General features: G+C 34.3%; 23 protein-coding genes and 4 tRNA genes. 1 reads left to right on the forward strand and 26 read right to left on the reverse strand.

Translation table 11 applies throughout. The features are described 5' to 3' along the window. Positions 1-8: 8 nt before the first annotated feature. The 16 genes from yycF to NYE52_RS22215 form a co-directional block, all read right to left on the reverse strand. Complete coding sequence (gene yycF, locus NYE52_RS22140; RefSeq protein ID WP_048718265.1) at positions 9-719, reverse strand: response regulator YycF; 711 nt, start codon at positions 717-719, stop codon at positions 9-11. Between the two features lie 861 nt (positions 720-1580). Beyond that, a tRNA-Phe gene (locus NYE52_RS22145) sits at positions 1581-1653 on the reverse strand. Positions 1654-1769: 116 nt separating this feature from the next. Further along, positions 1770-1846 (reverse strand) — tRNA-Asp (locus NYE52_RS22150). 35 nt (positions 1847-1881) lie between these two features. Next, positions 1882-1953 (reverse strand) — tRNA-Glu (locus NYE52_RS22155). Positions 1954-1960: 7 nt separating this feature from the next. After that, positions 1961-2036: transfer RNA gene (locus tag NYE52_RS22160), tRNA-Lys, on the reverse strand. Between the two features lie 345 nt (positions 2037-2381). Beyond that, a complete protein-coding gene (locus NYE52_RS22165) occupies positions 2382-3674 on the reverse strand; it encodes an adenylosuccinate synthase (RefSeq protein ID WP_341195062.1) in 1293 nt (430 codons plus the stop codon). Between the two features lie 250 nt (positions 3675-3924). Further along, positions 3925-5289, reverse strand: coding sequence for a replicative DNA helicase (gene dnaB / locus NYE52_RS22170; protein ID WP_341195063.1), 1365 nt, complete (start codon positions 5287-5289; stop codon positions 3925-3927). Positions 5290-5596: 307 nt separating this feature from the next. Continuing rightward, positions 5597-6046, reverse strand: a complete 450-nt coding sequence (gene rplI / locus NYE52_RS22175) for a 50S ribosomal protein L9 (RefSeq protein ID WP_341195064.1) — start codon at positions 6044-6046, stop codon at positions 5597-5599. Then, entirely contained in the window at positions 6043-8016 is a 1974-nt protein-coding gene (locus NYE52_RS22180) for a DHH family phosphoesterase (RefSeq protein ID WP_341195065.1), read from the reverse strand. The genes rplI and NYE52_RS22180 overlap by 4 nt, the downstream gene beginning before the upstream one ends. Before the next feature lie 382 nt (positions 8017-8398). Then, a complete protein-coding gene (rpsR, locus tag NYE52_RS22185; RefSeq protein WP_031535579.1) occupies positions 8399-8635 on the reverse strand; it encodes a 30S ribosomal protein S18 in 237 nt (78 codons plus the stop codon). A 43-nt stretch (positions 8636-8678) separates the two neighbouring features. After that, positions 8679-9197, reverse strand: coding sequence for a single-stranded DNA-binding protein (ssb, locus tag NYE52_RS22190; protein WP_341195066.1), 519 nt, complete (start codon positions 9195-9197; stop codon positions 8679-8681). A gap of 53 nt (positions 9198-9250) precedes the next feature. After that, positions 9251-9541: a 30S ribosomal protein S6 gene (rpsF, locus tag NYE52_RS22195; protein ID WP_341195067.1), complete on the reverse strand. Its 291-nt coding sequence runs from the start codon at positions 9539-9541 to the stop codon at positions 9251-9253. A 166-nt stretch (positions 9542-9707) separates the two neighbouring features. Beyond that, positions 9708-10862, reverse strand: a complete 1155-nt coding sequence (locus NYE52_RS22200) for a glycosyltransferase family 4 protein (protein ID WP_341195068.1) — start codon at positions 10860-10862, stop codon at positions 9708-9710. Between the two features lie 203 nt (positions 10863-11065). Further along, positions 11066-12166 (reverse strand): redox-regulated ATPase YchF, encoded by a 1101-nt coding sequence (ychF, locus tag NYE52_RS22205; protein ID WP_341195069.1) that lies wholly within the window; start codon positions 12164-12166, stop codon positions 11066-11068. A 188-nt stretch (positions 12167-12354) separates the two neighbouring features. Further along, positions 12355-12552: a DUF951 domain-containing protein gene (locus NYE52_RS22210; protein ID WP_341195070.1), complete on the reverse strand. Its 198-nt coding sequence runs from the start codon at positions 12550-12552 to the stop codon at positions 12355-12357. A gap of 21 nt (positions 12553-12573) precedes the next feature. Beyond that, a complete protein-coding gene (locus NYE52_RS22215) occupies positions 12574-13422 on the reverse strand; it encodes a mechanosensitive ion channel family protein (protein WP_341195071.1) in 849 nt (282 codons plus the stop codon). A 463-nt stretch (positions 13423-13885) separates the two neighbouring features. On the opposite strand from NYE52_RS22215, the gene yyaC reads away from it, so the two are divergent. Then, positions 13886-14503 carry a spore protease YyaC gene (gene yyaC / locus NYE52_RS22220; protein ID WP_341195072.1) on the forward strand — a complete coding sequence of 206 codons (618 nt, stop codon included), beginning with the start codon at positions 13886-13888 and terminating at the stop codon, positions 14501-14503. A gap of 89 nt (positions 14504-14592) precedes the next feature. Here yyaC and NYE52_RS22225 read toward each other — a convergent pair whose 3' ends face one another. From NYE52_RS22225 to rpmH, 10 genes are all read right to left on the reverse strand, one after another. Further along, positions 14593-15450, reverse strand: coding sequence for a ParB/RepB/Spo0J family partition protein (locus NYE52_RS22225; RefSeq protein WP_341195073.1), 858 nt, complete (start codon positions 15448-15450; stop codon positions 14593-14595). Beyond that, the gene (locus NYE52_RS22230) at positions 15443-16204 is read right to left on the reverse strand and encodes a ParA family protein (protein ID WP_341195074.1); all 762 of its coding nucleotides are present in this window, start codon (positions 16202-16204) and stop codon (positions 15443-15445) included. Before NYE52_RS22230 ends, NYE52_RS22225 begins: the two co-directional genes overlap by 8 nt. A gap of 585 nt (positions 16205-16789) precedes the next feature. Further along, complete coding sequence (gene noc, locus NYE52_RS22235) at positions 16790-17680, reverse strand: nucleoid occlusion protein (protein ID WP_341195075.1); 891 nt, start codon at positions 17678-17680, stop codon at positions 16790-16792. A 410-nt stretch (positions 17681-18090) separates the two neighbouring features. Next, the gene (gene rsmG / locus NYE52_RS22240) at positions 18091-18810 is read right to left on the reverse strand and encodes a 16S rRNA (guanine(527)-N(7))-methyltransferase RsmG (protein ID WP_341195076.1); all 720 of its coding nucleotides are present in this window, start codon (positions 18808-18810) and stop codon (positions 18091-18093) included. Between the two features lie 24 nt (positions 18811-18834). Beyond that, a complete protein-coding gene (gene mnmG / locus NYE52_RS22245; protein ID WP_341195275.1) occupies positions 18835-20715 on the reverse strand; it encodes a tRNA uridine-5-carboxymethylaminomethyl(34) synthesis enzyme MnmG in 1881 nt (626 codons plus the stop codon). A gap of 86 nt (positions 20716-20801) precedes the next feature. Continuing rightward, the gene (gene mnmE / locus NYE52_RS22250) at positions 20802-22187 is read right to left on the reverse strand and encodes a tRNA uridine-5-carboxymethylaminomethyl(34) synthesis GTPase MnmE (protein ID WP_341195077.1); all 1386 of its coding nucleotides are present in this window, start codon (positions 22185-22187) and stop codon (positions 20802-20804) included. Between the two features lie 462 nt (positions 22188-22649). Next, on the reverse strand, positions 22650-23279 hold the full coding sequence (jag, locus tag NYE52_RS22255; RefSeq protein ID WP_341195078.1) for an RNA-binding cell elongation regulator Jag/EloR: 630 nt from the start codon (positions 23277-23279) through the stop codon (positions 22650-22652). Continuing rightward, positions 23276-24010: a YidC family membrane integrase SpoIIIJ gene (gene spoIIIJ, locus NYE52_RS22260; protein WP_400248178.1), complete on the reverse strand. Its 735-nt coding sequence runs from the start codon at positions 24008-24010 to the stop codon at positions 23276-23278. The genes jag and spoIIIJ overlap by 4 nt, the downstream gene beginning before the upstream one ends. A 142-nt stretch (positions 24011-24152) precedes the next feature. Continuing rightward, on the reverse strand, positions 24153-24500 hold the full coding sequence (gene rnpA, locus NYE52_RS22265; RefSeq protein WP_341195080.1) for a ribonuclease P protein component: 348 nt from the start codon (positions 24498-24500) through the stop codon (positions 24153-24155). Between the two features lie 396 nt (positions 24501-24896). Continuing rightward, a complete protein-coding gene (rpmH, locus tag NYE52_RS22270) occupies positions 24897-25031 on the reverse strand; it encodes a 50S ribosomal protein L34 (protein ID WP_016201470.1) in 135 nt (44 codons plus the stop codon). Between the last annotated feature and the right edge of the window lie 1163 nt (positions 25032-26194).

The following is a 26194-nucleotide window of genomic DNA, read 5'->3' on the forward strand; positions in this document are numbered from 1 at the left end:
TAATAAATTTACTCCTGCTCAGGATTTCTTAAGTAGTAGCCAACGCCTCTTCTTGTCACAATCCAAGTTGGGTGACTAGGGTTATCTTCAATTTTCTCTCTTAATCTTCTTACCGTTACATCCACTGTTCGCACATCGCCATAGTAATCATAGCCCCATACTGTTTGAAGCAAGTGCTCTCTAGTCATAACTTGTCCTATATGTTTTGCTAAATAATAAAGTAATTCGAACTCACGATGAGTCAGTTCAATCATTTCTCCTCTTTTCGAAACGATATAAGCATCTGGGTGAATAATAAGGGAACCAACTTCAATTTCATTCGTTTCTTTCTCCTCCTCTGCAGCAGAAGAAACTTGTTGATGGCGTCTAAGATTTGCTTTTACACGTGCAATTAACTCTCTTGTACTAAAAGGCTTCGTTACATAATCATCTGCACCCAATTCTAAGCCTAATACCTTATCTATTTCCGAATCCTTTGCTGTTAGCATAATTATCGGCATCTCATATTTCTTTCTGACTTCCCTACATACTTCCATGCCATCCCTTTGCGGAAGCATAATATCAAGCAATACTAAATCAGGCTGAATTTCTTCCACTTTTTCTAAAGCCTCATTCCCATCATAGGCACAATATACTTCAAAGCCTTCTTTCTTTAAATTAAATTGCAGAATATCTGCAATTGGTTTTTCATCATCTACAACTAAGATCTTTTTATTCATTCAGATATCTCCTTCTATCAAAGTTTATCTATTGTTATATCCTTACTTTTATTGTTTACTTCTACTGTCTACTTTACCATTTTAAATTTATATAATCACTTTTTTTCTATTATTAGTTTAACCCCGTATTAACCGTTAGCATCATTAGCATCTTTATTTGAAGCTAAATGACTACTATCTATTGTGACTAACCTTTACCACCATTAAAATAACCCCAAATAAAAAAGACAGTGAAGCTTTTCTCTATGAGCCCACTGCATCATTGCTTTCATACAGGATGAAAAAATCCCTCTATCAAGAGAGGGGTACTATTTTCCATTATTGTTGTCATTTCAACTCTTAGTTAACCTCATTTATCGTGTTCATGTTCAATCTATGCTAAAGCCACTACATATGCCCTCATTCATATAGAAAGCTACCAGAACCTTATTTACCTCTAGAAAAAAATACAGAACCAGTAATTAAATTTTGAAACCTTTTATACTAGATAATCGTCTATATATATGAGTTTCATTTTCCCTTAATTTTGGCAAGGCGATCCCTTCTTCATAGAATTGGATTACCTTGTCCTTTTTTTGTCTATTAGCCTCTATTTCTTCTCTAAGCAGTAAAATAAATCCTTCCATTTCTACTAATTCACTTCATATCCTTTATAAAGATCATAATGAAGAAGGCATATACATTTACTTTAACATACTTTTGATGGGAAAGAGGTTTTGCTATTATATTGTAATAAAAATGTTGTATTATTTTCATATTGTGCGGAATTTTGTAATAGACAAGATTCTTGGTAGTTTATTTGCGGGGAAATAATTTAGGCATAAAAAAAACAACGAACATTAGTTGTTGTTATGATAAAGGTGGCTCAGGACGGAATCGAACCGCCGACACAAGGATTTTCAGTCCTTTGCTCTACCGACTGAGCTACTGAGCCAAACTATAGTGACAAATGCTTAGCTCTAACTTTTTAAGCAAAGGTCGTTATTTACTTGTCTTCATTATGTATTAGATAAATATATAGTAAATATGCAAATGCATAGGAAGAAAAAATGGCGGTCCGGACGGGACTCGAACCCGCGACCTCCTGCGTGACAGGCAGGCATTCTAACCAACTGAACTACCGGACCATTTTATACTATTAATACCTATTATAGAGATATTATGACCCATACGGGATTCGAACCCGTGTTACCGCCGTGAAAGGGCGGTGTCTTAACCGCTTGACCAATGGGCCTTTATAATGGTGAGCCATGGAGGATTCGAACCTCCGACCCTCTGATTAAAAGTCAGATGCTCTACCGACTGAGCTAATGGCTCATATATTATGAGTTTGTCTCTTTAATTTTTGTCATTTGCGACGCTTTTTATATTAGCATATAACCAAAATAAAAAGCAATACTTTTTTAAAACTTTTTTTAAAAATAATTTTTATTTACTTAAAAGTACCTTTCCTTTTAAAAACAAGGTGTTTTTTACAGAGTATATTTAAGAACCCAAAACCATACGATTTCTCTCCTACTAAGCAACAGACTCTACGAATAAATTAATAATCCCCTATATTCACTTATTCAAAACGAAAGTGTCAGTCTTCTCGATTCTCATCTATCTATTTGGAAAAAGCAAAGGTCGTTCTATATCTTTAGAACGACCTTTGTTTTCATGTTAGATTTGTCTCCAAGGGCTGTGTATAACATTTGTTTGTGTACGATCTGGCCCAACAGAGAACATAGATAATGGAATCCCAGTCAACTGTGAAACTCTTTCTAAATAATGACGAGCATTTGCAGGAAGCTCGCTTAATGTTTTACAGCTAGTGATATCTTCTGTCCAGCCTGGTAGCTCTTCATATACTGGCTCACATTCTGCTAGTACTTTTAGGCTTGCTGGGAACTCTTCCATTACTTCCCCTTTGTATTTATAAGCAACACAAATTTTTAACGTTTCAATTCCTGTTAATACGTCAATGGAATTTAGAGAAAGATCTGTGATACCACTAACACGACGTGCATGACGAACTACTACACTGTCAAACCAGCCAACACGACGTGGTCTACCAGTTGTTGTTCCATATTCACGACCAACTTCTCTAATTTGATTTCCAATTTCATCATTTAATTCTGTTGGGAATGGTCCATCCCCAACTCTAGATGTATAGGCTTTTGATACACCCACAACATGTTTAATCTTAGTTGGACCTACACCAGAACCTATTGTTACGCCTCCAGCTACTGGATTAGAAGAAGTAACAAACGGATAAGTACCTTGGTCAATATCAAGCATTACCCCTTGAGCACCTTCAAAAAGAACTCTACGGCCCTCATCTAATGCATCATTTAAGACAACAGAAGTGTCACAAACGTATTGCTTAATTTGTTGACCATATTCATAATACTCATTTAAAATATCCTCTAATTTAAAGCCTTCTGTTTCATAAATGCGCTCTAACAGACGATTTTTTTCCACTAAGTTTCTTGCAAGTTTTTCTTCGAATACTTCTCTATCTAATAAATCAGCAATACGGATACCAATACGTGCAGCTTTATCCATATAAGCTGGGCCAATACCTTTTTTCGTTGTCCCAATTTTGTTAGCGCCTTTGCTTTCTTCTTCCACTTCATCTAATTTCAAATGATAAGGAAGAATAACGTGAGCACGATTGCTAATTCGTAGATTATTTGTATTGATATTACGATCATGTAAGTATTTTAATTCCGTAAGGATTGCTTTTGGATCCACAACCATACCGTTTCCAACAACACTAATTTTTTCTTTATAAAATATCCCAGATGGAATTAAGTGTAATTTATATGTTTCACCATTAAACTTAATTGTATGTCCTGCATTGTTACCGCCTTGATAACGTGCAATCACTTCTGCATTTTCAGATAGGAAATCGGTAATTTTACCTTTTCCTTCGTCTCCCCACTGCGTTCCTACCACCACTACTGATGACATATCCTAGAGCACCTCCACAGGTTTCTATATCTTTTATTATATCCTTAATCAAACATTCCTATTTTACCAACTTTTTAACATAAAAGTCAACAAAACACGAACAATCTTTTTATTTAATTAATGTTATGTTCGTAAAAACAGATAAATAAAAGCAGTTAAAATAGTAGTATTTACTCAGACTAAGGCTTTTATTCATCTAAAAAAAATATAAAAAAAGATTAGTAGATTGTAGTCTACTAATCTTTTTTTATTAGGCCCCTGTTGGCATCGCGCCATCCTCAAAACGCCGTTCAAGATTAACGAATTTATTATATTCTTTTACAAAGGCTAGCTGCACGGTTCCAGTTGGACCATTACGCTGCTTCGCAATAATGATTTCGATAATATTCTTGCTTTCCGATTCCTTGTCATAGTAATCATCACGGTACAAGAAGGCTACAATATCCGCATCCTGCTCAATACTTCCTGATTCCCTGATATCAGACATCATAGGACGCTTATCTTGTCTTTGTTCTACGCCACGTGATAACTGGGATAAGGCAATTACAGGCACTTGAAGCTCACGTGCGAGCTGTTTTAAGGAACGAGAGATTTCTGATACCTCTTGCTGTCTATTTTCACCTGCACGGCCGCTTCCCAAGATTAGCTGTAGGTAATCAATTAATATCATTCCTAAGCCGTGTTCCTGCTTTAGACGACGACATTTTGCTCTTATATCTGTAATCTTTACTCCTGGTGTATCATCAATGAAAATACCTGCATTGGACAAGCTTCCCATTGCCATCGTTAGCTTTCCCCAGTCCTCATCTGTCAACGATCCTGTACGTAGACGCTGGGCATCTATATTTCCTTCTGCACAAAGCATACGCATTACAAGCTGCTCTGCCCCCATCTCCAAACTAAAGATCGCTACATTTTCGCCTGTTTTTACAGCAACATTCTGAGCGATATTTAAGGCAAAAGCTGTTTTACCAACTGATGGTCTTGCTCCAACGATAATTAAGTCATTTCGCTGGAAACCTGCCGTCATTTTATCCAGCTCAGCAAACCCTGTTGCAATCCCTGTGATATCCCCTTTACGATTATGCATTTCTTCAATATTATCGTATGTTCGAACAAGGACATCTTTAATATTATGAAATGCCCCTGCATTTTTTCGTTGCGCTACTTCTAAAATATTCTTTTCTGCTTCACTTAATAAAGCTTCCACTTCATCTTCACGTGAATATCCATCTTGAGCAATATTCGTCGCTGTTCGAATTAACCGGCGAAGCAATGACTTTTCTTCTACAATTTTCGCATAATATTCTATATTGGCAGCAGTCGGTACCGAAGCAGCTAGCTCACTTAAATAGCTAACTCCACCAGTATCCTCTAAATTATTAGTTGCTGCTAATTCTGCTGTTACTGTAATTAAATCGACTGCTTTACCTTCGTCATTCAATTTAAGCATTGTTGTATATATTCTTTGATGTGCGCCTCTATAAAAATCTTCAGGTATAAGTATCTCAGATGCTAATGTCAAGCTTTGTGGTTCAAGGAATATGGCCCCGAGTACAGCTTGCTCTGCCTCAATATTCTGTGGGGGCATTCGATCATTTAAAATTTCACTCAATCTATAAAACCTCCTTAAAATGAGAGGATATGATAAAAAACATAGCCTAGATTAAAAAAAGCAACAATCTATTATACAAAAAGATCTTCCCTTAAAGAAAGGTATTTTGTAACAGTTGTTCCTTTTCTCTTCTTACCAATTTCCCTATTAAAAAAGTATATTTTTCTTATTTATAAAGCCAATTAATATTTATCTTCATCTTTGTAAAAAACAGTCAAACAAAAAAATGTGACCAGCTAAACCTGTATCACATTTTCTTACGCTTATTCTATTTTAACATGTTTAGAGATAAATGGAACTTCCAATATTAGCTTAATTCCTTCACATGCACATTTAATGTAGCTGAAACTTCATGGTGAAGCTTAACAGGAACCTTTGTTACTCCTAATGAACGAATTGCATCATTTAATTCGATTTTTCTTTTATCAATCTTAATTTGGTGCTTTTTATTTAATTCATCGGCAATTTGCTTACTTGTAATAGAACCAAACAATCTGCCACCTTCACCAGATTTTGCATGCAATTCAACTGTTACTTTTTCTAGCTTTTCTTTTAATTCTTTTGCTTTATTTAGCTCTTCAATCGCTTGCTTCTCTTCTTTTTTCTTTTGAGCATTTAACGTGCTAACTGCAGATGAATTTGCTTCTACAGCCAATCCTTGCTTTAAAAGAAAGTTATGTGCATAGCCATCTGCAACGTTTTTAACTTCTCCTTTTTTCCCTTTACCTTTTACATCTTTCAGAAAAATAACTTTCATTCTCTTCTTCTCCCTTCAAAATACTCATCAATTGCTAACTTTAATCTAGCCTCTACTTCTTCCATTGGCATATTTGAGAGTTGTGTAGCTGCATTTGTTAAATGTCCTCCACCATGTAGGCTTTCCATTATGATTTGAACATTGATTTCCCCTAAAGAACGAGCACTTATTCCAATCATAGTTTCTCCTCTAGGCGCTATTACAAAGGAGGCATTGATTCCATCCATTGTTAATAATGTATCTGCAGTTTGAGCAATTAAAACACTATCTACTATTTCTTCCTCCTTAGCCGTCGCTATTGCAATACCCTCTTTATAAAATTGAACATTTTCAATAATTTTCGCTCTTTTAACATAGTTTTCAATGTCCTCTTTTAGAAACTTTTGAACAAGTACTGTGTCTGCTCCCTGTCCTCTCAAATAGGAGGCGGCATCAAAGGTTCGAGCTCCTGTTCGTAAGGTAAAGCTTTTCGTATCGACAATAATTCCAGCTAATAAGGCTGTTGCTTCTAACATTTCAATTTTAACATTTTTCGGTTGATATTCTAATAATTCGGTTACAAGTTCAGCTGTTGAGGAAGCATATGGTTCCATATAGACGAGTAACGGATTTTCGATAAAATCCTCACCACGTCGGTGATGGTCAATTACTACTACATCCTCTATTTTATTCAATAAATGCTCTTCAATCACTAAAGAAGGCTTGTGTGTATCTACTACTACTAGCAACGTATCTCCTGTTGCCATCTCTAAAGCTTGATCAGGCGTAATAAATTTCGTAAATAAGGACTCTTGCTTTTTAATTTCTTCAATCAGCCTTCTAACAGCAGTATCGATTTCCTGAAAGTTAATGACAATATAGGCTTCTTTTTGGTTCATCTGCGCTACTTTATGAATTCCAATCGCCGCACCAATAGCATCCATATCCGGATTTTTATGCCCCATTATAATAACTTTATCACTATCTAAAACTAATTCCTTTAAAGCATGAGAAATCACTCTTGCCCTAACTCTTGTTCGTTTTTCTACTGGATTGGTTTTTCCACCATAGAATTTCACTTTACCATTTTGCTGCTTGATTGCCACTTGATCTCCGCCTCTTCCTAAGGCTAAATCAAGACTTGATTGTGCAATATTCCCTAGCTCAGGTAAGGAGGATACACCAGCCCCTACTCCAATACTAAGTGTTAAAGGAACATTCTGCTTTGTAGTTAATTCCCGAACATCATCTAATATCGTAAATTTCCCTTTTTCCAGGTTTTGAAGAATATGTTCATTAAAAATAGCGATGAACCGATCAGAAGATATTCGTTTTAATAGGACGCCATTATCTGTAGCCCATTTATTTAAAATTGCAGTAACACTATTATTTATACTACTTCTTGTCTGGTCGTCCATCCCTTGTGTTAAATCATCATAATTATCTAAAAAGATAATTGCAATTGCAGTGCGTTCATCTTCATAAAGCTTCTCAATTTCTGTTTGTTCTGTAACATCGAAGAAATATAATAAACGCTCTTCCACTTTATGAATAACGCGAAATTTTCTTTCATGCAATGTAACGATTTCCGTTTCTACCTCTTGCTTAATTAAAGGAATAATCGAAGGAGAGACATCATATAAAGACCTTCCAACAAGTGTATCCTCTGTAAAACAAGATGCTAAAAAGGGATTTGTCCATTCAATATAATAATCATCATTTATAAGCATGATTCCTATTGGCATTTCCATTAGTGCCTCTTCCCCCACTTTTTTAACGCGGTAAGAAAGTGTGGTTATATACTCCTCTGTTTCTTTTCTTTGACGACTATCTATTCGTAAGATGAAATAAAAAGGAGTAATAAAAAGGACTAACCCAATTAAGGAAAATAACCAGTTATAAAAAGAGAGGATTCCAAGCATGATAATGGTAATACCGATTAAACATATTAATGGATACCGTATGGATCCTTTCTCTAAAAAAGTAGGCAATTTTTCTCCTCCTAAAACTCATGAGATTTTCAAATAATCCTTATTATGTATTCATTAAACTTGATACTATTATACCCCATAAAACTAAATTAAAATATAAAAAGGGCTATCTCTCTTTGGTTTCTTAAGAAAAGGTTTACATCTTTACATAGTATTTTACTATCATTTCGGCACTTCTTCAATCAAGATTCATAGAAGGGCTAATCATAAATAATAAAGTAGACAATAATATGCCTTATTTTGTACAAAAAAGAAAACAATTTCAAACGATAATGTAGGTAAGGAATTGTATAGATAACTTTTATACATGATAGAATTTTTTTACTTATATAATATAAAAACCCTATTAAACAAAAGTCTAATAGGGTTTTTTATAGGCTAATTATTCTCCACTTACGTATGGTAGTAAAGCCATAGTACGTGCACGTTTAATAGCAATCGTTAATTTACGTTGGTATTTAGCGCTTGTACCAGTTACACGACGAGGTAAAATTTTACCGCGTTCTGAGATGAATTTTTTAAGTAAATCTACATCTTTATAATCGATTTTAGTGATACCGTTAGCAGTAAAGTAACATACTTTACGGCGCTTAGCACGGCCACCTCTGCGTCCACCCATTGCCATGAGATTAACCTCCTTTTTTAATCATCAAAATTACTGTTTAAAATGGTAAATCATCATCTGAAATATCGATTTGACCGCTATTTGCAAACGGATCTTCATCCACTTTTGTGTAATCCTGATTATTTCTATTTGTTTGAGGTCGCTGATTCTGATAATTATTTGATCCACCAAAAGGATTATCTTGTTCTCTTGGAGCACCATAATTCATGTTGTCACTTCTATTATTAGCAGAGCTGTTTCTAGGTTCTAAGAACTGAACACTTTCCGCTAATACTTCGGTTACATATACACGTTTTCCGTCTTGTCCATCATAGCTACGCGTTTGAATACGACCATCGACACCTGCTAAACTTCCTTTTTTCAAGAAGTTAGCAACGTTTTCTGCTGGTTTTCTCCAAATAACACAGTTAATGAAGTCTGCTTCTCTTTCGCCTTGCTGATTAGTAAACGTACGGTTAACTGCAAGAGTGAAAGATGCAACAGCAACTCCACTTGGTGTATAACGCAACTCCGGATCCTTAGTTAAACGGCCAACAAGAACTACCCGATTCATCATCAGTTTCAACTCCCTTCCATTTTCAATGTTTCACGTGAAACATTATTTATATATTATTTTGCTTCATCTTTAACTACGATGTGGCGAATGATATCTTCGCTGATCTTAGCTAAACGAGTGAATTCTTCAACCGCTACAGGCGCAGCGTTAACTTTTACTAATTGATAGTAACCATCGCGGAAATCATTGATTTCATATGCAAGGCGACGTTTACCCCATTCTTTTGATTCTGCTAATTCCGCACCATTATCTGTAAGAATAGCATTGAAACGCTCAACAAGAGTTTTCTTAGCCTCATCTTCAATGTTTGGACGGATGATGTACATAATTTCGTACTTTTTCATCACTTTCACCTCCTTTTGGTCTAGACGGCCCGTTATTGGGCAAGGAGCAACTATACATTACTCACAATGTAAAAGTATAGCATACTTTATTATAAATAGCAATGTACTAAAAATAGCTTCTGTCCTTTTATATTTTCATTCAAATAAAGAATAGATACTCTCTCTTTTAAGCATATTTTTTATTGAGCTTTTGACTAGATTGTATTACTTCATAATAATCACTTAATAGCCCATCAAAAATAGAATTCCATGATTGAGTTAAAGCATAACCCCTCGCTTCTCTCCCCATACCTAATCTCATTTTTTCATTACCTAACAACTCACTAATCGCTACAATAAAACTTTCAGCATTTCTCTTTTCACATATTCTTCCATTTACATTATCTATCACAAAGTCTTTTACGCCACCCTCATTAGCAACAATCGCCGGGGTCCCACAAGCCATTGCTTCTAATACAACATTACCAAAAGTTTCTGTATAGGAAGGGAAAACGAAAAGATCAGCTCCTGCATATATCCTTGCCAATTCATCCCCTTTTATATAACCAGTCAGTGTCATATTATTTTGTTTTTTTTCCTTTTCTTCCCACATTTCCTTGCTTGGCCCATCTCCAACTATTAGCCAATGGACAGAATCCTTTATATTAGAAGGCAATTTATCAACAATCTTATTTAATGTATCTAAATCCTTTTCAGGGGCCAATCTACCTACAAACAATAAAATATACTTTTCACGGATATGAAATTTCTTTTTAATTTGCTCTTTGGCATCCGTATTTGGCTTAAAAAGATCGGAATCAATCCCTCTTCCCCAAACTTTTAAATCGCTAAAATTTAATGATTCTAATTTCTTCTGCGTCTCTTTGCTTGGAACAAATATTTTTTCTGTTGATTGATGGAACCATTTTAAATATTTCCATAAAAATGGTTCTAGTAAGGAGGCATGATAGTATTTAAGATATTGATCAAAATTGGTGTGATAAGAAGATACAACCGGAATATTTAATTTTTTCGCAGCAAATAGCCCATATAACCCCATCATATAGGGTGTCGCTAAATGGATAAGATCTGGTTTAAATTGCTTTAAATTATTCTCAATTTTTTTGGGGTTGGTAATTACGGTTCGACACTCTGGATAAAGGAAAAATGGAAGGCTAGGAAATTGGTTGATGTTTGGGTATGTAGTAGAAGATTTATTTTCTGGAGAATATACTTGGTAGGTTATTTGCTTTTTGTCAAGATGGTTACTAAGTCTCCTTAATGTCTGTGCAACACCGTTCACTTGAGGAAAATAAGTGTCTGAAAAAATAGCAATTTTCAAGATCTCCACTCCCTTTTTGCTAGCTATTTATAAGTTATTCTTACTTTACCATCACCATGCTTGGGGAGTTTTAAATTAATGTAAAAAGAATGTACATTATTTCTAAAAAAAACACTCAAAAAAGATTCGTTAGCATAAGTAGCCATTCCAGCGAAATATACTAACTATAGTCTTTTTATGAGTGTTTTCTAGTTAAAGTTTTATTATACGTTAAAACGGAAATGGATAATATCTCCGTCTCTCACAACATACTCTTTACCTTCTAAACGAACTTTACCTGCTTCTTTCGCAGCAACCATATTACCACTTGCTAATAAATCATCATAAGAAACAGTTTCCGCACGGATAAAGCCTCTCTCAAAATCAGAATGAATAATACCTGCACATTGTGGTGCTTTCATTCCTTGTACAAATGTCCAAGCACGAACTTCTTGAACACCAGCAGTAAAGTAAGTTGCTAATCCAAGAAGATGATATGCAGCACGAATTAACTGATCTAATCCAGATTCTTCGATTCCAAGCTCTTGAAGGAACATTTCTTTTTCTTCTCCTTCTAGCTCTGCAATTTCTTCTTCAATTTTCGCACAGATAACAATTACTTCTGCATTTTCATTTGCAGCAAATTCTTTTACGAGCTTCACATATTCATTATTCGCTGCATCCGCAATTTCATCCTCGCCAACATTCGCAACATATAATACAGGCTTTATTGTTAAAAGATGTAGACCCTTTGCAATTTTCGCTTGTTCCTCTGTAAACTCTACCGTTCTTGCTGGTTTTTCCTCTTCAAAAGCAGCTTTTAGTAATTCTAATACTTCTAATTCCGCAACTGCTTCTTTGTCTTTTTGCTTCGCCATTTTTCCAACTCGGCCAATTCTTTTTTCTACTGATTCTAAATCAGCAAGAATTAATTCTAAGTTGATTGTTTCAATATCAGAGATAGGATCTACTTTTCCTGATACATGGGTAATATTATCATCTGCAAAACAACGTACTACTTGGCAGATAGCATCTACTTCACGAATATGAGATAAAAACTTATTACCAAGACCTTCCCCTTTACTTGCCCCTTTTACAATTCCGGCAATATCTGTAAATTCAAAAGTTGTAGGTACTGTTTTTTTCGGTTGTACTAACTCTGTTAATTTTGTTAAACGTTGATCAGGTACTTCAACAATTCCAACGTTTGGATCAATTGTACAGAACGGATAGTTCGCTGATTCTGCCCCCGCTTGTGTAATTGCATTAAATAATGTAGATTTACCAACATTAGGTAAACCAACTATTCCAGCAGTTAACGCCATTATGCCACTCCCTTATATAAACTTTCTAACTCTATCGTACAAGATAGAAAGTAATTTCATTATTATTATAAACCTCTACCAATTATAGTTTTAACGAGGGAAAAAGACAAGTAGTGTTCCCATCACAAAAAAACCGCGAATATCATTACTCGCAGTCTCTCCTTTGAAAAATTAACACTTTTCCTATACTATTCTTCATGCTTCACTAAAACTTTTTTCATTTTCCTTGAAAATTCTCTTCTTGGAATAAGAACACTATGCTCGCATCCTTCACATTTAATCCGAATATCCATTCCTAATCGAATGATTTTCCAACGATTTGTACCGCATGGATGGGCTTTTTTCATCTCAACTACATCATTTAAACCAAATTCTTTCTGTTCCATAGTGCCCTCCTGAACAATTTATTATGGTTTCGAATACATGACTAATTTCGGAACAGGACTCTCTATTCCATTTTCATCTAAAACATTCTTTATTTCTTTTCTTAACATCCTTGCAATAGCATGGTGTTTCATTGGCAATGTTTCTGCTACTACACGAATAACCACTTCAGCTGCTTGTATATTTTGTACTCCTAGTAATTCTGGAACACCTACAATATCCTCATATTGCTCTGGTAGCTTTTCTATCAGTTCCTGGATAACCTTTTCTGCTCGATTAATATCACCCTGATAAGCAATACTTACATCAACCACTGCTTTACTATTACTTATTGAGAAATTAGTTACTTCAATTATACTTCCGTTTGGAATAATATTTACTTCCCCAGTAAATCCTTTTATCTTTGTCGTTCGCAATCCTATTTCTTCTACGACTCCCTCATATACACCAATACGTACTTGGTCTCCAACGGAAAATTGATCTTCAAAAATAATAAAGAATCCAGTAATAATGTCTTTCACCAGACTTTGTGCTCCGAAGCCAACAGCAAGCCCGACAATTCCAGCTCCAGCTAATAAAGCCTTAACATCAATGTTAAACACAGATAATGACATCATAATTGCAATAAAATATACTACATAGGTGATAGTATTTTCTAATAATTTTATTAATGTAGCTTCTCTTCTTTCAGAAACTTGTAAGGAAGAGTGTGTTCTTACTTTAAAGATATTCCTTACTGCAGCTTTCCCAACTCTAATAATAATTCCACTAATCAGAAAGATTAGGACGAGCTTTAGTGCTCCAAAGCCTAAATTACTCCATAAACTCTCATTCATGAGATTATCTAAACCTTCTTTTATATTCTCATCCATCTAGACACCTCTAAATATAAACTTCTACTAAATTTTCTCCTCTTTTTCTCTGTTCATACAACTTCACTTACAAAAATAGAACGTCATGTTTTATGGATTGAAAAATAAAACTAACTATTCTTCTCTTTTACTCTTCATCATCCATTATATGGGGTAAGTATATTTTATCAGTTTTTCTTCTTGCTTTGTAGTAGTATGTTTTCCAAAAAACACAGGACTTTTGCCCTTATTACGCTAAATTTCTCTCTTACTGTATCACTCTTTTATCCTTTATTTTTATGTACATGTATAGAATTTGCTTCTTTTCCATATACTGAATACTACAATAAGTATGCTTAAAAATAATTAATGGTTCGATAGATTTCCATCTTAATTGACTGGTACTTAACAGAATCTAACAAACATGATAATTACTTTCTCCTCTAGATATTATCGAATCCTAAATGATAAAGGAGTAGATTCAATGACCTTATATTCCAGCCTTTTCGAAAAAAATGAACTTCCTATTAGGATAGCTCATGACGAACAATTAGCAGCTTTAAAAATTGCAGATTCATTGTCTAAACAATTACCATCTGTTTCTACTACTCAACCAATTGTCTTTATTTGTATTGGAACCGATCGTTCTACTGGAGATTCATTAGGTCCACTTATCGGTACACTGTTAAGTGAAAAGAATATATCTCCATTTCATGTTTACGGGACATTAGACGAACCAATCCATGCACTTAATTTAGAGGATAAACTAAGGGAAATACATGAGAAACATAGGAATCCTTATATCATCGGCATAGATGCTTGTCTAGGCAGAATGAAAAGCGTTGGTGTCATTCAAATTGGAGATGGTCCTGTCAAGCCAGGAAGCGGCGTTAAAAAGGAGCTTCCTCCTGTAGGCAATATTCATATTACAGGGATTGTTAATATTAGTGGATTTATGGAGTTTCTAGTTCTTCAGAATACTAGATTAAGCCTAGTATTAAATATGGCAAAAATCATTTCAAAAGGGATTTATCATACTAGTCTTCGATATATGCATTCTGCAGAATTCAAGGAATACCAAATAAAAGAAGAAACTGTTTAAATTTTATCAACTCAAAATAAAAAGCCTCCTAAGAAAAGGTATAAGTTCGCAAATTCTCTTTGTAAACTGCCTTTTCTTAGGTGGCTTTTTTACTTTTCATTTTCTAATTCAAACAAATGAAGAATACGAGTTAAATCCTCTTCTGAGAAAAATTCAATTTCAATTTTCCCCTTATTTTTCTTTTGTTTAATATGAACAGTAGTTCCAAATCTTTCACGAAGGAATGACTCTTGCTCTTTAATAAAAACATTTTTGGTTGGTGGTTTTTCTTTCTTTGTTTCACGTGAAACATTCTCATTTAAATGCTGGATTAATTGTTCAAGCTGACGAACATTTAACCCTTCTTTAATAATTTTATCAACGATTGCTGGTAGCTTATCTTTATTTTTTAATCCTAGTAAAGTTCTTCCATGTCCCATTGATATCTTACCGTCAGAAATATAATTTTGAACCGTTTTTGGAAGAGATAATAACCGAACATGGTTAGCAATATGTGGTCTACTTTTCCCTAACCGTTTTGCTAGCTCTTCTTGTGTCAGTTTTAACTTCTTCATCAAGGTCTGATAGGCATGTCCTTCTTCGATGGGGGATAGATCTTCTCTTTGAAGATTCTCTAATACTGCTAATTCCATCATTTGCTGTTCTGATAATTGTCGAACAACTGCAGGTACAGTCTCTAACTTCGCTTCTTTAGCTGCACGATATCTACGCTCTCCAACTACTATCTCATAGCCTTTAATACTTTTTCGCACAATTATTGGTTGCAGAATTCCGTGTTCAAGAATAGAAAGCTTCAATTCTTCGATTGCTTCCTCATCGAAGAATTTTCTAGGCTGATAAGGATTAGGTCGCAATTCATTGATGCTTATCTGTTGAACATTTTCTTCCTTCTCGACATCTATTTTAGGAAAAAAGGCATCTAACCCTTTTCCAAGTCCTTTAGCCACTAGTAACCACTTCCTTCGCAAGTTCCAAATAAACTTCAGCACCACGTGATTTTGGATCATAAATGATTATTGGCTCCCCATGACTTGGTGCTTCTGATAATCGAATATTTCTTGGAATAATTGTTTTATAAACTTTATCTTGGAAATACTTTTTGACTTCCTCAATCACCTGTAGACCAAGATTTGTTCTAGCATCAAGCATTGTCAGCAATACACCTTCAATTGCCAAGTCATGATTTAAATGCTTTTGAACAAGTCGAACAGTATTTAATAGTTGGCTTAATCCTTCTAAAGCGTAATATTCACATTGAACAGGTATCAATACTGCATCCGATGCCGTTAACGCATTAATGGTTAATAACCCTAAAGAAGGAGGACAATCTATTAATATATAATCATAGTTGTGCTTAACTTCATCTAAAGCTCTTTTCAATCTTACTTCTCTGGAAATAGTAGAAACCAGCTCTATTTCTGCTCCAGCTAACTGAATAGTTGCAGGGATAACATCCAAATTCTCTACATTTGTCTGTTTTATCACCATACTTGCTTCTAGATCATCGACTAACACATCATAGATACAATGATCAACATCTGCTTTTTCAATACCTACACCACTAGTAGCATTTCCTTGTGGATCAATATCTACTAATAGTACTCTTTTTCCGATATATGCTAAACAAGAGCCAAGATTGACTGATGTAGTTGTCTTTCCAACTCCACCCTTTTGGTTAGCAACAGTAATAATTTTACCCATGATGTCACCTACCTTTAATTCCATACTAGCTACGAAATATACACTCGACGCAGAATGGCTACTTAATATAAAAAGCTTGAATCGTTTATAGCTTTCAAACTACAAAACAATTTATTAGTAAAAAACATGAATAGACTACAACATGTCCAATTTCCATACCTATTGTAATCACGTATATTATTTTATCATGAAAACTTCTAAATATCGTTATTTTTTCTTTTAATCAAGAGTAGTGAAGGAAAATAAAAAGATGCTTAAGGTAAAAGGAAGTTAAAAAAAGCTTGTTATTTCAAGCATTTTCTGAAGAATATTTCACTTAATTTACTTAGAAAATAATCTGTTAAAATCAGGAATGGAGGTTTAAATTTATACTTGTGGTTATCCTTTGAGGTATAGAATCATCTATAAAACGTGAGAATCTGTAAAAATCACTATTTATGTGCACAAAAAAATATGCTCTGTTAAATAGTGATTTTTACTATCTTTTATGAGTGGGATTTAACAGAGCCCAATATCTATAAATAAGTACAAATTATGATTCTATTTAAGAATCTATTTAAATAATAGAATAAGTCTATTTAAGTATTATTTCTTTTTCGGAATTTTTATCGTAAATTGATAAAAATCTTCAAACTCTTCTTCTTCGGCATTTAAATTAATTCCACTATCAGAAACCATATTTAGTGATTGACGAATTGTATTTACTGCTATTCGCATATCTTTACTAAATGCTTTTCTTTTTGGTTTCGGCTTCTGCTGCGTTTGTTCAAGCATTTTCACAACGCGTTCTTCTGTTTGCTTTACGTTTAAGCTCTTTTCTATGATTTCTTGTAATAGTTGGATTTGTTTTTCTCTTTCTTTTAAAGGAATCATGGATCGAGCATGACGCTCAGAAATTTCTTTATTCAATAAAGCTTCTTGAATTTCTTCTGGTAATTTTAAAAGTCTTAATTTATTTGCAACAGTCGACTGCCCTTTCCCTAATCTTTGGGCTAGTGCCTCCTGGGTAAGATTGTGCAATTCTAATAATTTTCCATACGCAATCGCTTCTTCAATTGGAGAAAGTTCTTCCCTTTGGAGATTCTCTATGAGTGCAACAGAAGCTGTTTCTGTATCACTCATGTTTTTAATGATAGCTGGTGCTTCTTCCCAACCAAGTTTTTTCATTGCTCTCCATCTTCGTTCTCCAGCAATGATTTCAAATTTATCTTCCTCATACTCTCTTAATACGATTGGCTGAATAATACCATGTGTATGGATTGTACGAGCTAATTCTTCAATTTTCTCATCATCAAATACCGTTCTTGGTTGAAAACGGTTAGGAACAATCTGATTAATTGGGATTCGTCTAACTTCTTCATTACTTCCCATACTCTCGATCTCCTCTTGAGCAGCATCTGCACTTATTTGACTAGCTTCTTCTATTTGCTCTCCTTTTTCGCCTAGTCCAAAAAATCGTGAGAAAGAAGGCTTCATCACCCTGCACCACCTTTACAAAACTCCCTATTAGTTATTCTCTATATGAAACATTAATCCCTGCTAAGTCCTCTAACTTATAGTAGAAACTTCTCGAAATTTCATAGAATATGACAATTATAGGTATATTATATAGTAGATATGATATTTGATATAGTTCTAACCTTATGAATGATTATATCATTCTCTTATTTCTTTCGTAATAACTTATAGCTGTTTTCATAAAGTTGTCGCTATTACCTTCAATTTGAATATACCATTTCATTTAAAAAACAATACACTCTTAGAAAACAGCCTAACTTAAAATACTCATCTTTTCCACCTATGGATAGCTTCCATCCCTACTTTCGAAAAAAAAGGGATGGAAGCTTAAGAAAATCCGAGTATCAGACAATAATCTGTGCTTTCACCTATTCAATCGGTTCTTTATTAGGAGTTCCTGGTTTCCTAGGATACTTTTTAGGTGTTGGCTTTTCTTTTGCTATTATGATGATATTTCTTTCACTTTCTTCAATAGGTAGTAAAAAGGAGTGCGTTGATTGAACCTTTCCCCCTAATAGACCTACAGCCTTTTTCCCAGCTTCTATTTCTTCTTTGGCACTTGCTGCTTTCATCGCAACAAAAGTACCTCCAACCTTTACTAGTGGCAGACAAAGCTCGCTTAACACAGAGAGTCTGGCTACTGCCCTTGCAGTTACAATATCAAAGGATTCGCGATATTCTTTATTTTGGCCAAATGTTTCTGCTCGGTCGTGAATAAAGTTAACCTCTTTTAACTCTAATAAAGACGCTAAATGTTCAAGAAAATGGATTCTTTTTTTCAAAGAATCGACAATTGTTACCTTTAAATCTGGAAAAATAATTTTCAAAGGGATGCTTGGAAAACCTGCTCCTGCACCTACATCACATAAATGTACAGCTTCGTGAAACCCCTCATAATAAAATCCTGCAGTGATTGAATCATAAAAATGTTTCAAATAAACTTCTGATTTTTCTGTAATCGCTGTTAAATTCATTTTTTCATTCCACTCTACCAATGTTTCAAAGTAGAGCTCAAACTGTCTTATTTGCTGGTCCGATAAAGTAATTCCCTTATCGGACAACATTTGAATAAAATCTTCCGTCTTCATGCATGAACCCTTTCTATTCAGAGATTAAACACGAGCAATTTTCCCTTGTTCTAAATAAACTAATAAAATGGAAATATCCGCTGGGTTTACGCCAGAAATTCTTGATGCCTGTGCAATAGATAATGGACGAACTTTTTTTAATTTCTGTACCGCTTCGGTTGCAAGACTGGAGATAGCATCATAATCAATATTCTCAGGTATCTTCTTATTCTCCATTTTCTTTAGTCTTTCTACTTGCTGTAGTGACTTTTCAATATAGCCTTCATATTTCACTTGAATTTCTACTTGTTCTTTTATATCTTCTGTTAAATCAAGCTCGCTTGGTGCAAGCTGTTCGATATGGCTATAATTCATTTCAGGTCGTTTTAATAAATCGCCTGCTCTTATACCATCTTTTAACTCACTTCCACCTTGCTCTTTAATGACATTTTGTACTTGCTCATTTGGCTTTAGCATTACTTCGCTTAACCGTTGCTTCTCTTGTTCAATTAATTGCTTTTTATCAGAGAATTTCACAAAGCGCTCTTCGGAAATAAGACCAATTTTATAGCCAATATCCGTTAAACGTAAATCTGCGTTATCATGACGAAGTAGTAAACGATATTCTGCTCTTGATGTTAAGAGTCGATATGGCTCGTTTGTGCCTTTTGTTACTAAGTCATCAATTAAAACACCGATGTATGCATCAGAACGGCTTAAAATAACCTCTTCTTTTCCTAATGCATTTAAACCAGCGTTAATACCAGCCATTAAACCTTGGCCCGCTGCTTCTTCATACCCTGAAGTTCCGTTAATTTGGCCAGCCGTGTAAAGATTTTTAATCTTCTTCGTTTCTAATGTTGGCCATAATTGTGTTGGAACAATCGCATCATACTCAATTGCATAGCCAGCTCTCATCATTTGGACATTTTCTAAGCCTGGAATTGTTCTTAATATTTCCTGTTGAACATCTTCAGGTAAGCTTGTAGACAATCCTTGAACATAAACTTCTTGCGTATTTTTGCCCTCTGGCTCTAAGAAAATTTGATGTCTCGGTTTATCATTGAATCGAACCACTTTATCTTCAATTGATGGACAATAACGCGGTCCTGTCCCTTTAATCATTCCTGAATACATAGGGGAACGATGTAAATTTGAATCAATAATTTGATGTGTCTTTTCATTTGTATATGTTAACCAGCAAGGAAGCTGATCGGTAATAAATTGGGTTGTTTCATAAGAGAAGGCTCTTGGAACATCATCGCCAGGCTGTATTTCAGTCTTAGAATAGTCAATTGTATGACTATTTACACGTGGAGGCGTTCCTGTTTTGAAACGTACCAAATCAAATCCAAGCGCTTCTAAATGCTCAGATAAGCGGATGGAAGGCTGTTGATTATTTGGACCGCTTGAGTATTTAAGCTCTCCTAAAATAATTTCCCCGCGAAGATACGTACCAGTAGTTATTACAATCGTTTTTGCACGATAAGTAGCACCTGTTTTCGTAATAACGCCTTTGACAACTTGATCCTCAATGATTAATTCTTCTACCATTCCTTGAATCAACGTGAGATTTGGTTCATTTTCTAACGTCTTCTTCATTTCATGTTGATACATATATTTATCTGCTTGAGCTCTTAGTGCACGAACTGCAGGACCTTTTCCTGTATTCAACATTCTCATTTGTATATATGTTTTATCAATATTTTTACCCATTTCGCCGCCAAGTGCATCAATTTCTCTAACGACAATCCCTTTTGCAGGTCCTCCAACAGAAGGATTACATGGCATAAACGCGACCATATCTAAATTTATCGTTAACATTAATGTTTTGGCACCTACTCTTGCTGCTGCAAGTCCCGCTTCACAACCAGCATGACCCGCACCAATAACAATCACATCATAATTTCCAGCTTCGTACTGCATCATGATGCCTCCTTCTTTCTAAGTCTTTCTTTTATGCTGTTTTCGTAAAAAACTTTTCCTTCGAAAACAACCACCATTCAAACCATTTATTTCCCCAAACAGAACTGTGAAAATAACTGATTAATTAAGCTTTCATGTACACTTTCGCCAATAATTTCACCAAGTATTTCCCAGGTTCTTGTTAAATCAATTTGTACAATATCTATAGGCGTTCCATTTTCTGCTCCATCAATTGCTTCACTAATCGCACGCTGCGCTTGGTTCAATAAGGAAATATGCCTTGAATTAGAAACATACGTCATATCGCTTGCTTCAATAGAGCCCTCAAAAAATAGATTAGATATCGCTTCTTCCAATAAGTCTACACCGTTTTCTTCAACTAAAGATGTTGTAATTACTTTGCGATTCCCTGCAAGTTCTTTTACTTGATTTAAGTCAATTTTTTGCGGTAAGTCTGTTTTATTAACAATTACTATAAAATCCATGCCTTCTGTTGCTTTAAAAATATTTTTATCTTCTTCTGTTAATTCATCCGCATAATTTAAGACAAGTAAAATTAAATCTGCTTCTCGAAGGACTTTTCGCGACTTTTCTACTCCTATTCGTTCCACTATATCTTCTGTTTCACGAATACCAGCTGTATCTAGCAATCGTAGAGGAACTCCTCGCACATTCACATATTCTTCTATTACATCCCTTGTTGTACCGGGAATATCTGTTACAATCGCTTTATTTTCCTGCACTAGACTATTTAATAAAGATGATTTCCCTACATTCGGTCTACCAACAATAACCGTTGCTAATCCTTCGCGTAGAATCTTTCCTTGTTGTGATGTCTGTAAAAGCTTGTCAATCTCTAACTTGATATACCTTGATTTTTCAAGCATTACTTGTTGTGTCATCTCTTCCACATCATCATATTCAGGATAATCAATATTAACCTCTACCTGTGCTAATGTTTCTAGGATTTCTTGGCGCAAATGTCTGATTAATTTCGATAATCTTCCTTCCATTTGTCCAAGGGCAACATTCATCGCACGATCCGTTTTTGCTCTTATTAAATCCATTACCGCTTCTGCTTGAGAAAGATCGATTCGTCCATTTAAAAAAGCCCTTTTTGTAAATTCTCCAGGTTCTGCTATTCTAGCACCATGAGAAGTAGTCAATTGTAATAATCGATTTACAGAAGCAAGTCCACCATGACAATTAATTTCGATAACATCCTCTTTGGTAAAAGTTTTTGGTCCTCTCATCAACGATACCATCACTTCTTCCACAACCTCATCTGTTGTTGGATCAATAATATGTCCATAATGTATCGTATGACTTGCTACCTCACTTAACTTCTTATTACCTATACTCTTAAAGAGCTTGTCAGCAATTTTTATTGAATCTGGACCGCTCAATCGAACAATTGCGATCGCTCCCTCACCCATTGGCGTCGATATCGCAGCAATTGTATCCAATTCCATCTTTATCACCTCAATTCAAAAAATATATCTATATAAAATGATTGTATTCACCTTTGACATGATTACATTAGATTAGATTAACATATCCACAAATGTAAAAAAAGAAAAAAATCCGCACACTTATCCACATTCACTTTTATCGTTATATACCATTCTATCTTATCCACATGTGAATAACAATAAAACGCAAAATAAAAATACAATAGCTACCTACTTCGCCTAACTATTTTTTATGCTGTTCGACCATTCTCTTCTCCTGCTACATTTTGTTCACCTAAATAAAAAAACGAAGGTACGTTTCATAATTAATATTCCAAAATAATATTCCAAGTAAAATATATGGATTTAGAGCACTAGAAAAAATAAAATAAGGTTTAAGCAGTAAGGTCTGTTTGGAATAGTTTCATTTTTAATTGCAAAAAAAAGAGATCGTCCTCCTACCGGAAAGACGATCTCTTTTTTCTATCTATTTTTTATTTTTATTGGCGCAACAATAATATGTCTTTTTGCATCTTCACCGGAAGAATACGTTTTTACACCTTTGAAAGAAACTAAAGCAGTATGAATTGTTTTTCTTTCCTCTGCCGGCATCGGTTCAAGAGGAATTTCTTTTCCTATCTTAACCGCTTTATAAGCTATTCTTTCAGCTAATTGAATTAAAGCTTGTTTTCTTCGTTCTCGGTAGCCTTCCGCATCTAACATCACTTTAAAATATTCTTTTGATTCTCTATTAATTACTAATTGCGCTAAATATTGAATAGAATTAAGTGTTTGTCCTCTTTTTCCTATTAATAATGCAATTTTTTCACCAGATAATTCATACAAAATATTTTTGCCATTTTGTTTAACGTGAATTTCAATAGGAACACCCATTTTTTCGCTAACATCTTTTAGAAAAAGTTTAACGGATTCAACTGGATCTATCTTTTTCTTCACGATTACTTTGGCTACTCTTGAACCAAAACCGAGAAATCCTTTTTTTCCTTCATCAACAACAATGATTTCAACCTGATTCTTTGTTGTCTTAAGCTGAGCTAAAGCTGAATCCACTGCTGCGTCGACTGTTTGTCCTACGGCAGTAACTTCTTTCACTTCTTTGCTCCTCCTGCTTTGCTAGTTTGTCCAGCATTTTTAATTTCAGGTCCTTTAATGAAATACGTTTGAACAATTGTAAAGATATTACCTACTACCCAGTAAAGAGATAATGCAGCAGGGAAATTAATAGCAAACACTAAAATCATCACTGGCATAATCCAAACCATCATTTGCATTTGTGGATTTGGCGGCGCTCCAGCCATAGATAATTTTGTTTGAAAAAATGTTGTTACACCAGCTAAGATTGGTAATAAGTAAATCGGATCTGGCTGTCCTAAACTGAACCATAAGAAATCATGAGAAGCAATTTCTCTCGTACGAGAAATAGCATGGTAAAACCCAATTAATATCGGCATTTGTACGATTAATGGGAAACATCCAGCCAATGGGTTTACTTTATTTTCTTGGAATAGCTTCATCGTTTCCTCTTGAAGCTTTTGTTGTGTCTTTTGATCTTTAGAGCTATATTTTTGTTGCAGTTCTTTCATCTTCGGCTGAATCGCCTGCATTGCTTTACTATTTTTCGTTTGTTTAATCATAAGTGGCAATATAACTAGTCGAACTAATATAGTTACGATAATAATAGAAATACCATAACTACCTCCAGCAAAAGCTGCTGTCTTTATAATCAGTTGAGATAGTGGATATACGATGAATTCATTCCAGATTCCTTCACTTTCAGAAGTTATCGGTTGATTAAACTCTGTACATCCTGTTAAAATGGTCATTAAAAAAAGCAGACCAACTATCAATAAAAATTTCTTATTCAAGCTGCAAATCCTCCTGTTTAACATGATTTTCGAATCTTACTTATTAAGTATTGTAACCGATAAACGAATCATAGGAAACGCTTAACTAACATTTTTTTCCCTAATTCTTTTTGGATAGAACCTTTGCTATTTTTAAAATATGGATAAGACTCTTTTTTACTTCCTCAAAACCCATATCAGCAACAGGCTTTCTTACAATTATGACATAATCATACTTATTTTCCAACTTATCTTCAAATTCAAGGAATGCTTGTCTTATATAGCGTTTTATTTGGTTTCGCTTTACCGCATTTCCAATTTTTTTGCTGACAGACAGACCAATTCGAAAATGCTCTTGTTCTACTTTTTCTAATTTATAAATAACAAACTGTCGATTAGCGAAGGATTGTCCTTTTTTAAAAACCGACTGAAATTCTTTATTTTTTTTTATTCTGAATTCTTTTTTCAACGTTTATAACTCCTTCAATTCCTTCAAGCTAATAACTTTATTCTCTCTATAAAAGAGGCTTTTTCCTAAAGCTTGTTGCTATTAATCAGCAGTCTATATACAGGCTCTTTCCTTGGAATGCTTTTTTAGCGTCCTAAAGAGCATTAAACCTCAGGGGCCTTACCTGTCTCACTAATCCCCTCGGCACTAAGTATATTCAGCAGCTAAGTAATTTATATACATTTTACCTAAAAAACAACAACATGCTTCTTAGAAAACAGCCTTGAAAGAAATTTAGACAGGCATATTAACGTAAATAAACGAATATATTGTAAAAAAAGGAAGGGGCTGTCCTGCTATTAAGATCATCCCCTTCACTCTTTTTAATTGAAAAAAGACCACTGACGTTTCAGTGGCCTAAGCTGATAATACTTTTCTTCCTTTGCGTCGACGGCGCGCTAAGACATTACGTCCATTTGAGCTGCTCATGCGGCTACGGAATCCGTGAACTTTACTTCTTTTACGTTTATTTGGTTGATAAGTTCTTTTCATTGTATATGACACCTCCCTGAGGAATAGCTGTTATAGACAGTCCTTACAATTATATAAACATCGGTAATTAATTGTCAACTATTCATTTGTTATTTATCTTTATTTTATAGATCATCTTTATTTCTATGATCTTCCCTCTCTATTTCAAAGGTCATTATTATATTATAACACATAATTTTCTATTCTACTTCATATCCTTGCCAACTATTCTGTTTCCTAACGAATTTTTTTTCCAGTTTGGTTATTCTACAAAAATTTCTTCCTGTTTTGTTACTTTACTAAAAAGTACTTTTAAATTAATCATGAAAAATAATTCAGTAATTCATTAAAAATACATTTTAAAACTTCGCTTTTTTTATCCTTTCATTTTCCTGTCTCTAGTATAGTTTTTACTATTTTTTCGACGATTGTGGATAAATTTCGACGAGAAAATTTTTTCCACAATTGTTATTTACAACTTTTCAACAAACTAATAGCATGTGGACATTTATTACTAACAACCTAATTAGGTTGTGGATAAGATATTAAAAAGCATTGCAGTTATTAAGAATTTTTGATATTATAGTTTTGTTTTCACATCTGAATAAAATCTGTGCATAACTCCATTATCCACATCTTGTGGATAAGTTGTGGACATCTTATTCTATATGTCTGAATAGAGTTTTCCACAAACAGTGGATACTGTCGAAATACCACTAATCTTCCTTATAATATATTTTTCCACATAAGCAAAGGACAAGCACCTCCGTTTTCTTGCATAATTGCATGTACGAGGCTGCATAATTAGTCCAAAGTCATTATTTTGTGATTCCTATTTGTTGGAATTTGACGATTTGAATAATGGAAATATAGTAAAGTAATTGGTCCTTTGTAAAAAAATATTTAACTTGGTTAGCTATTCATAGCAAATGAAAATCCTATAACCAATCATTGCATTGATTGATCTATTCTTTTAATACAAGTATGTATTAAAGATGTTTTATCTTAAGGCTTTAAGGCTCTTTTTTTGTTTTTTGATCATTTTATAGACACAACTAATAGGTTATTTAAACAAATTCAACATGAGAATATGTCTTTTTTTGCACGTTTTAAGATAGATCGTTTAATAGAATGAATAATAACTCTAAGAACGTTTAACTTTAGGTAAAGGAGGCGAGGATAAC

It is taken from the genome of Niallia sp. FSL W8-0635, from assembly GCF_038007965.1.
Taxonomy (GTDB): Bacteria; Bacillota; Bacilli; order Bacillales; family Cytobacillaceae; genus Niallia.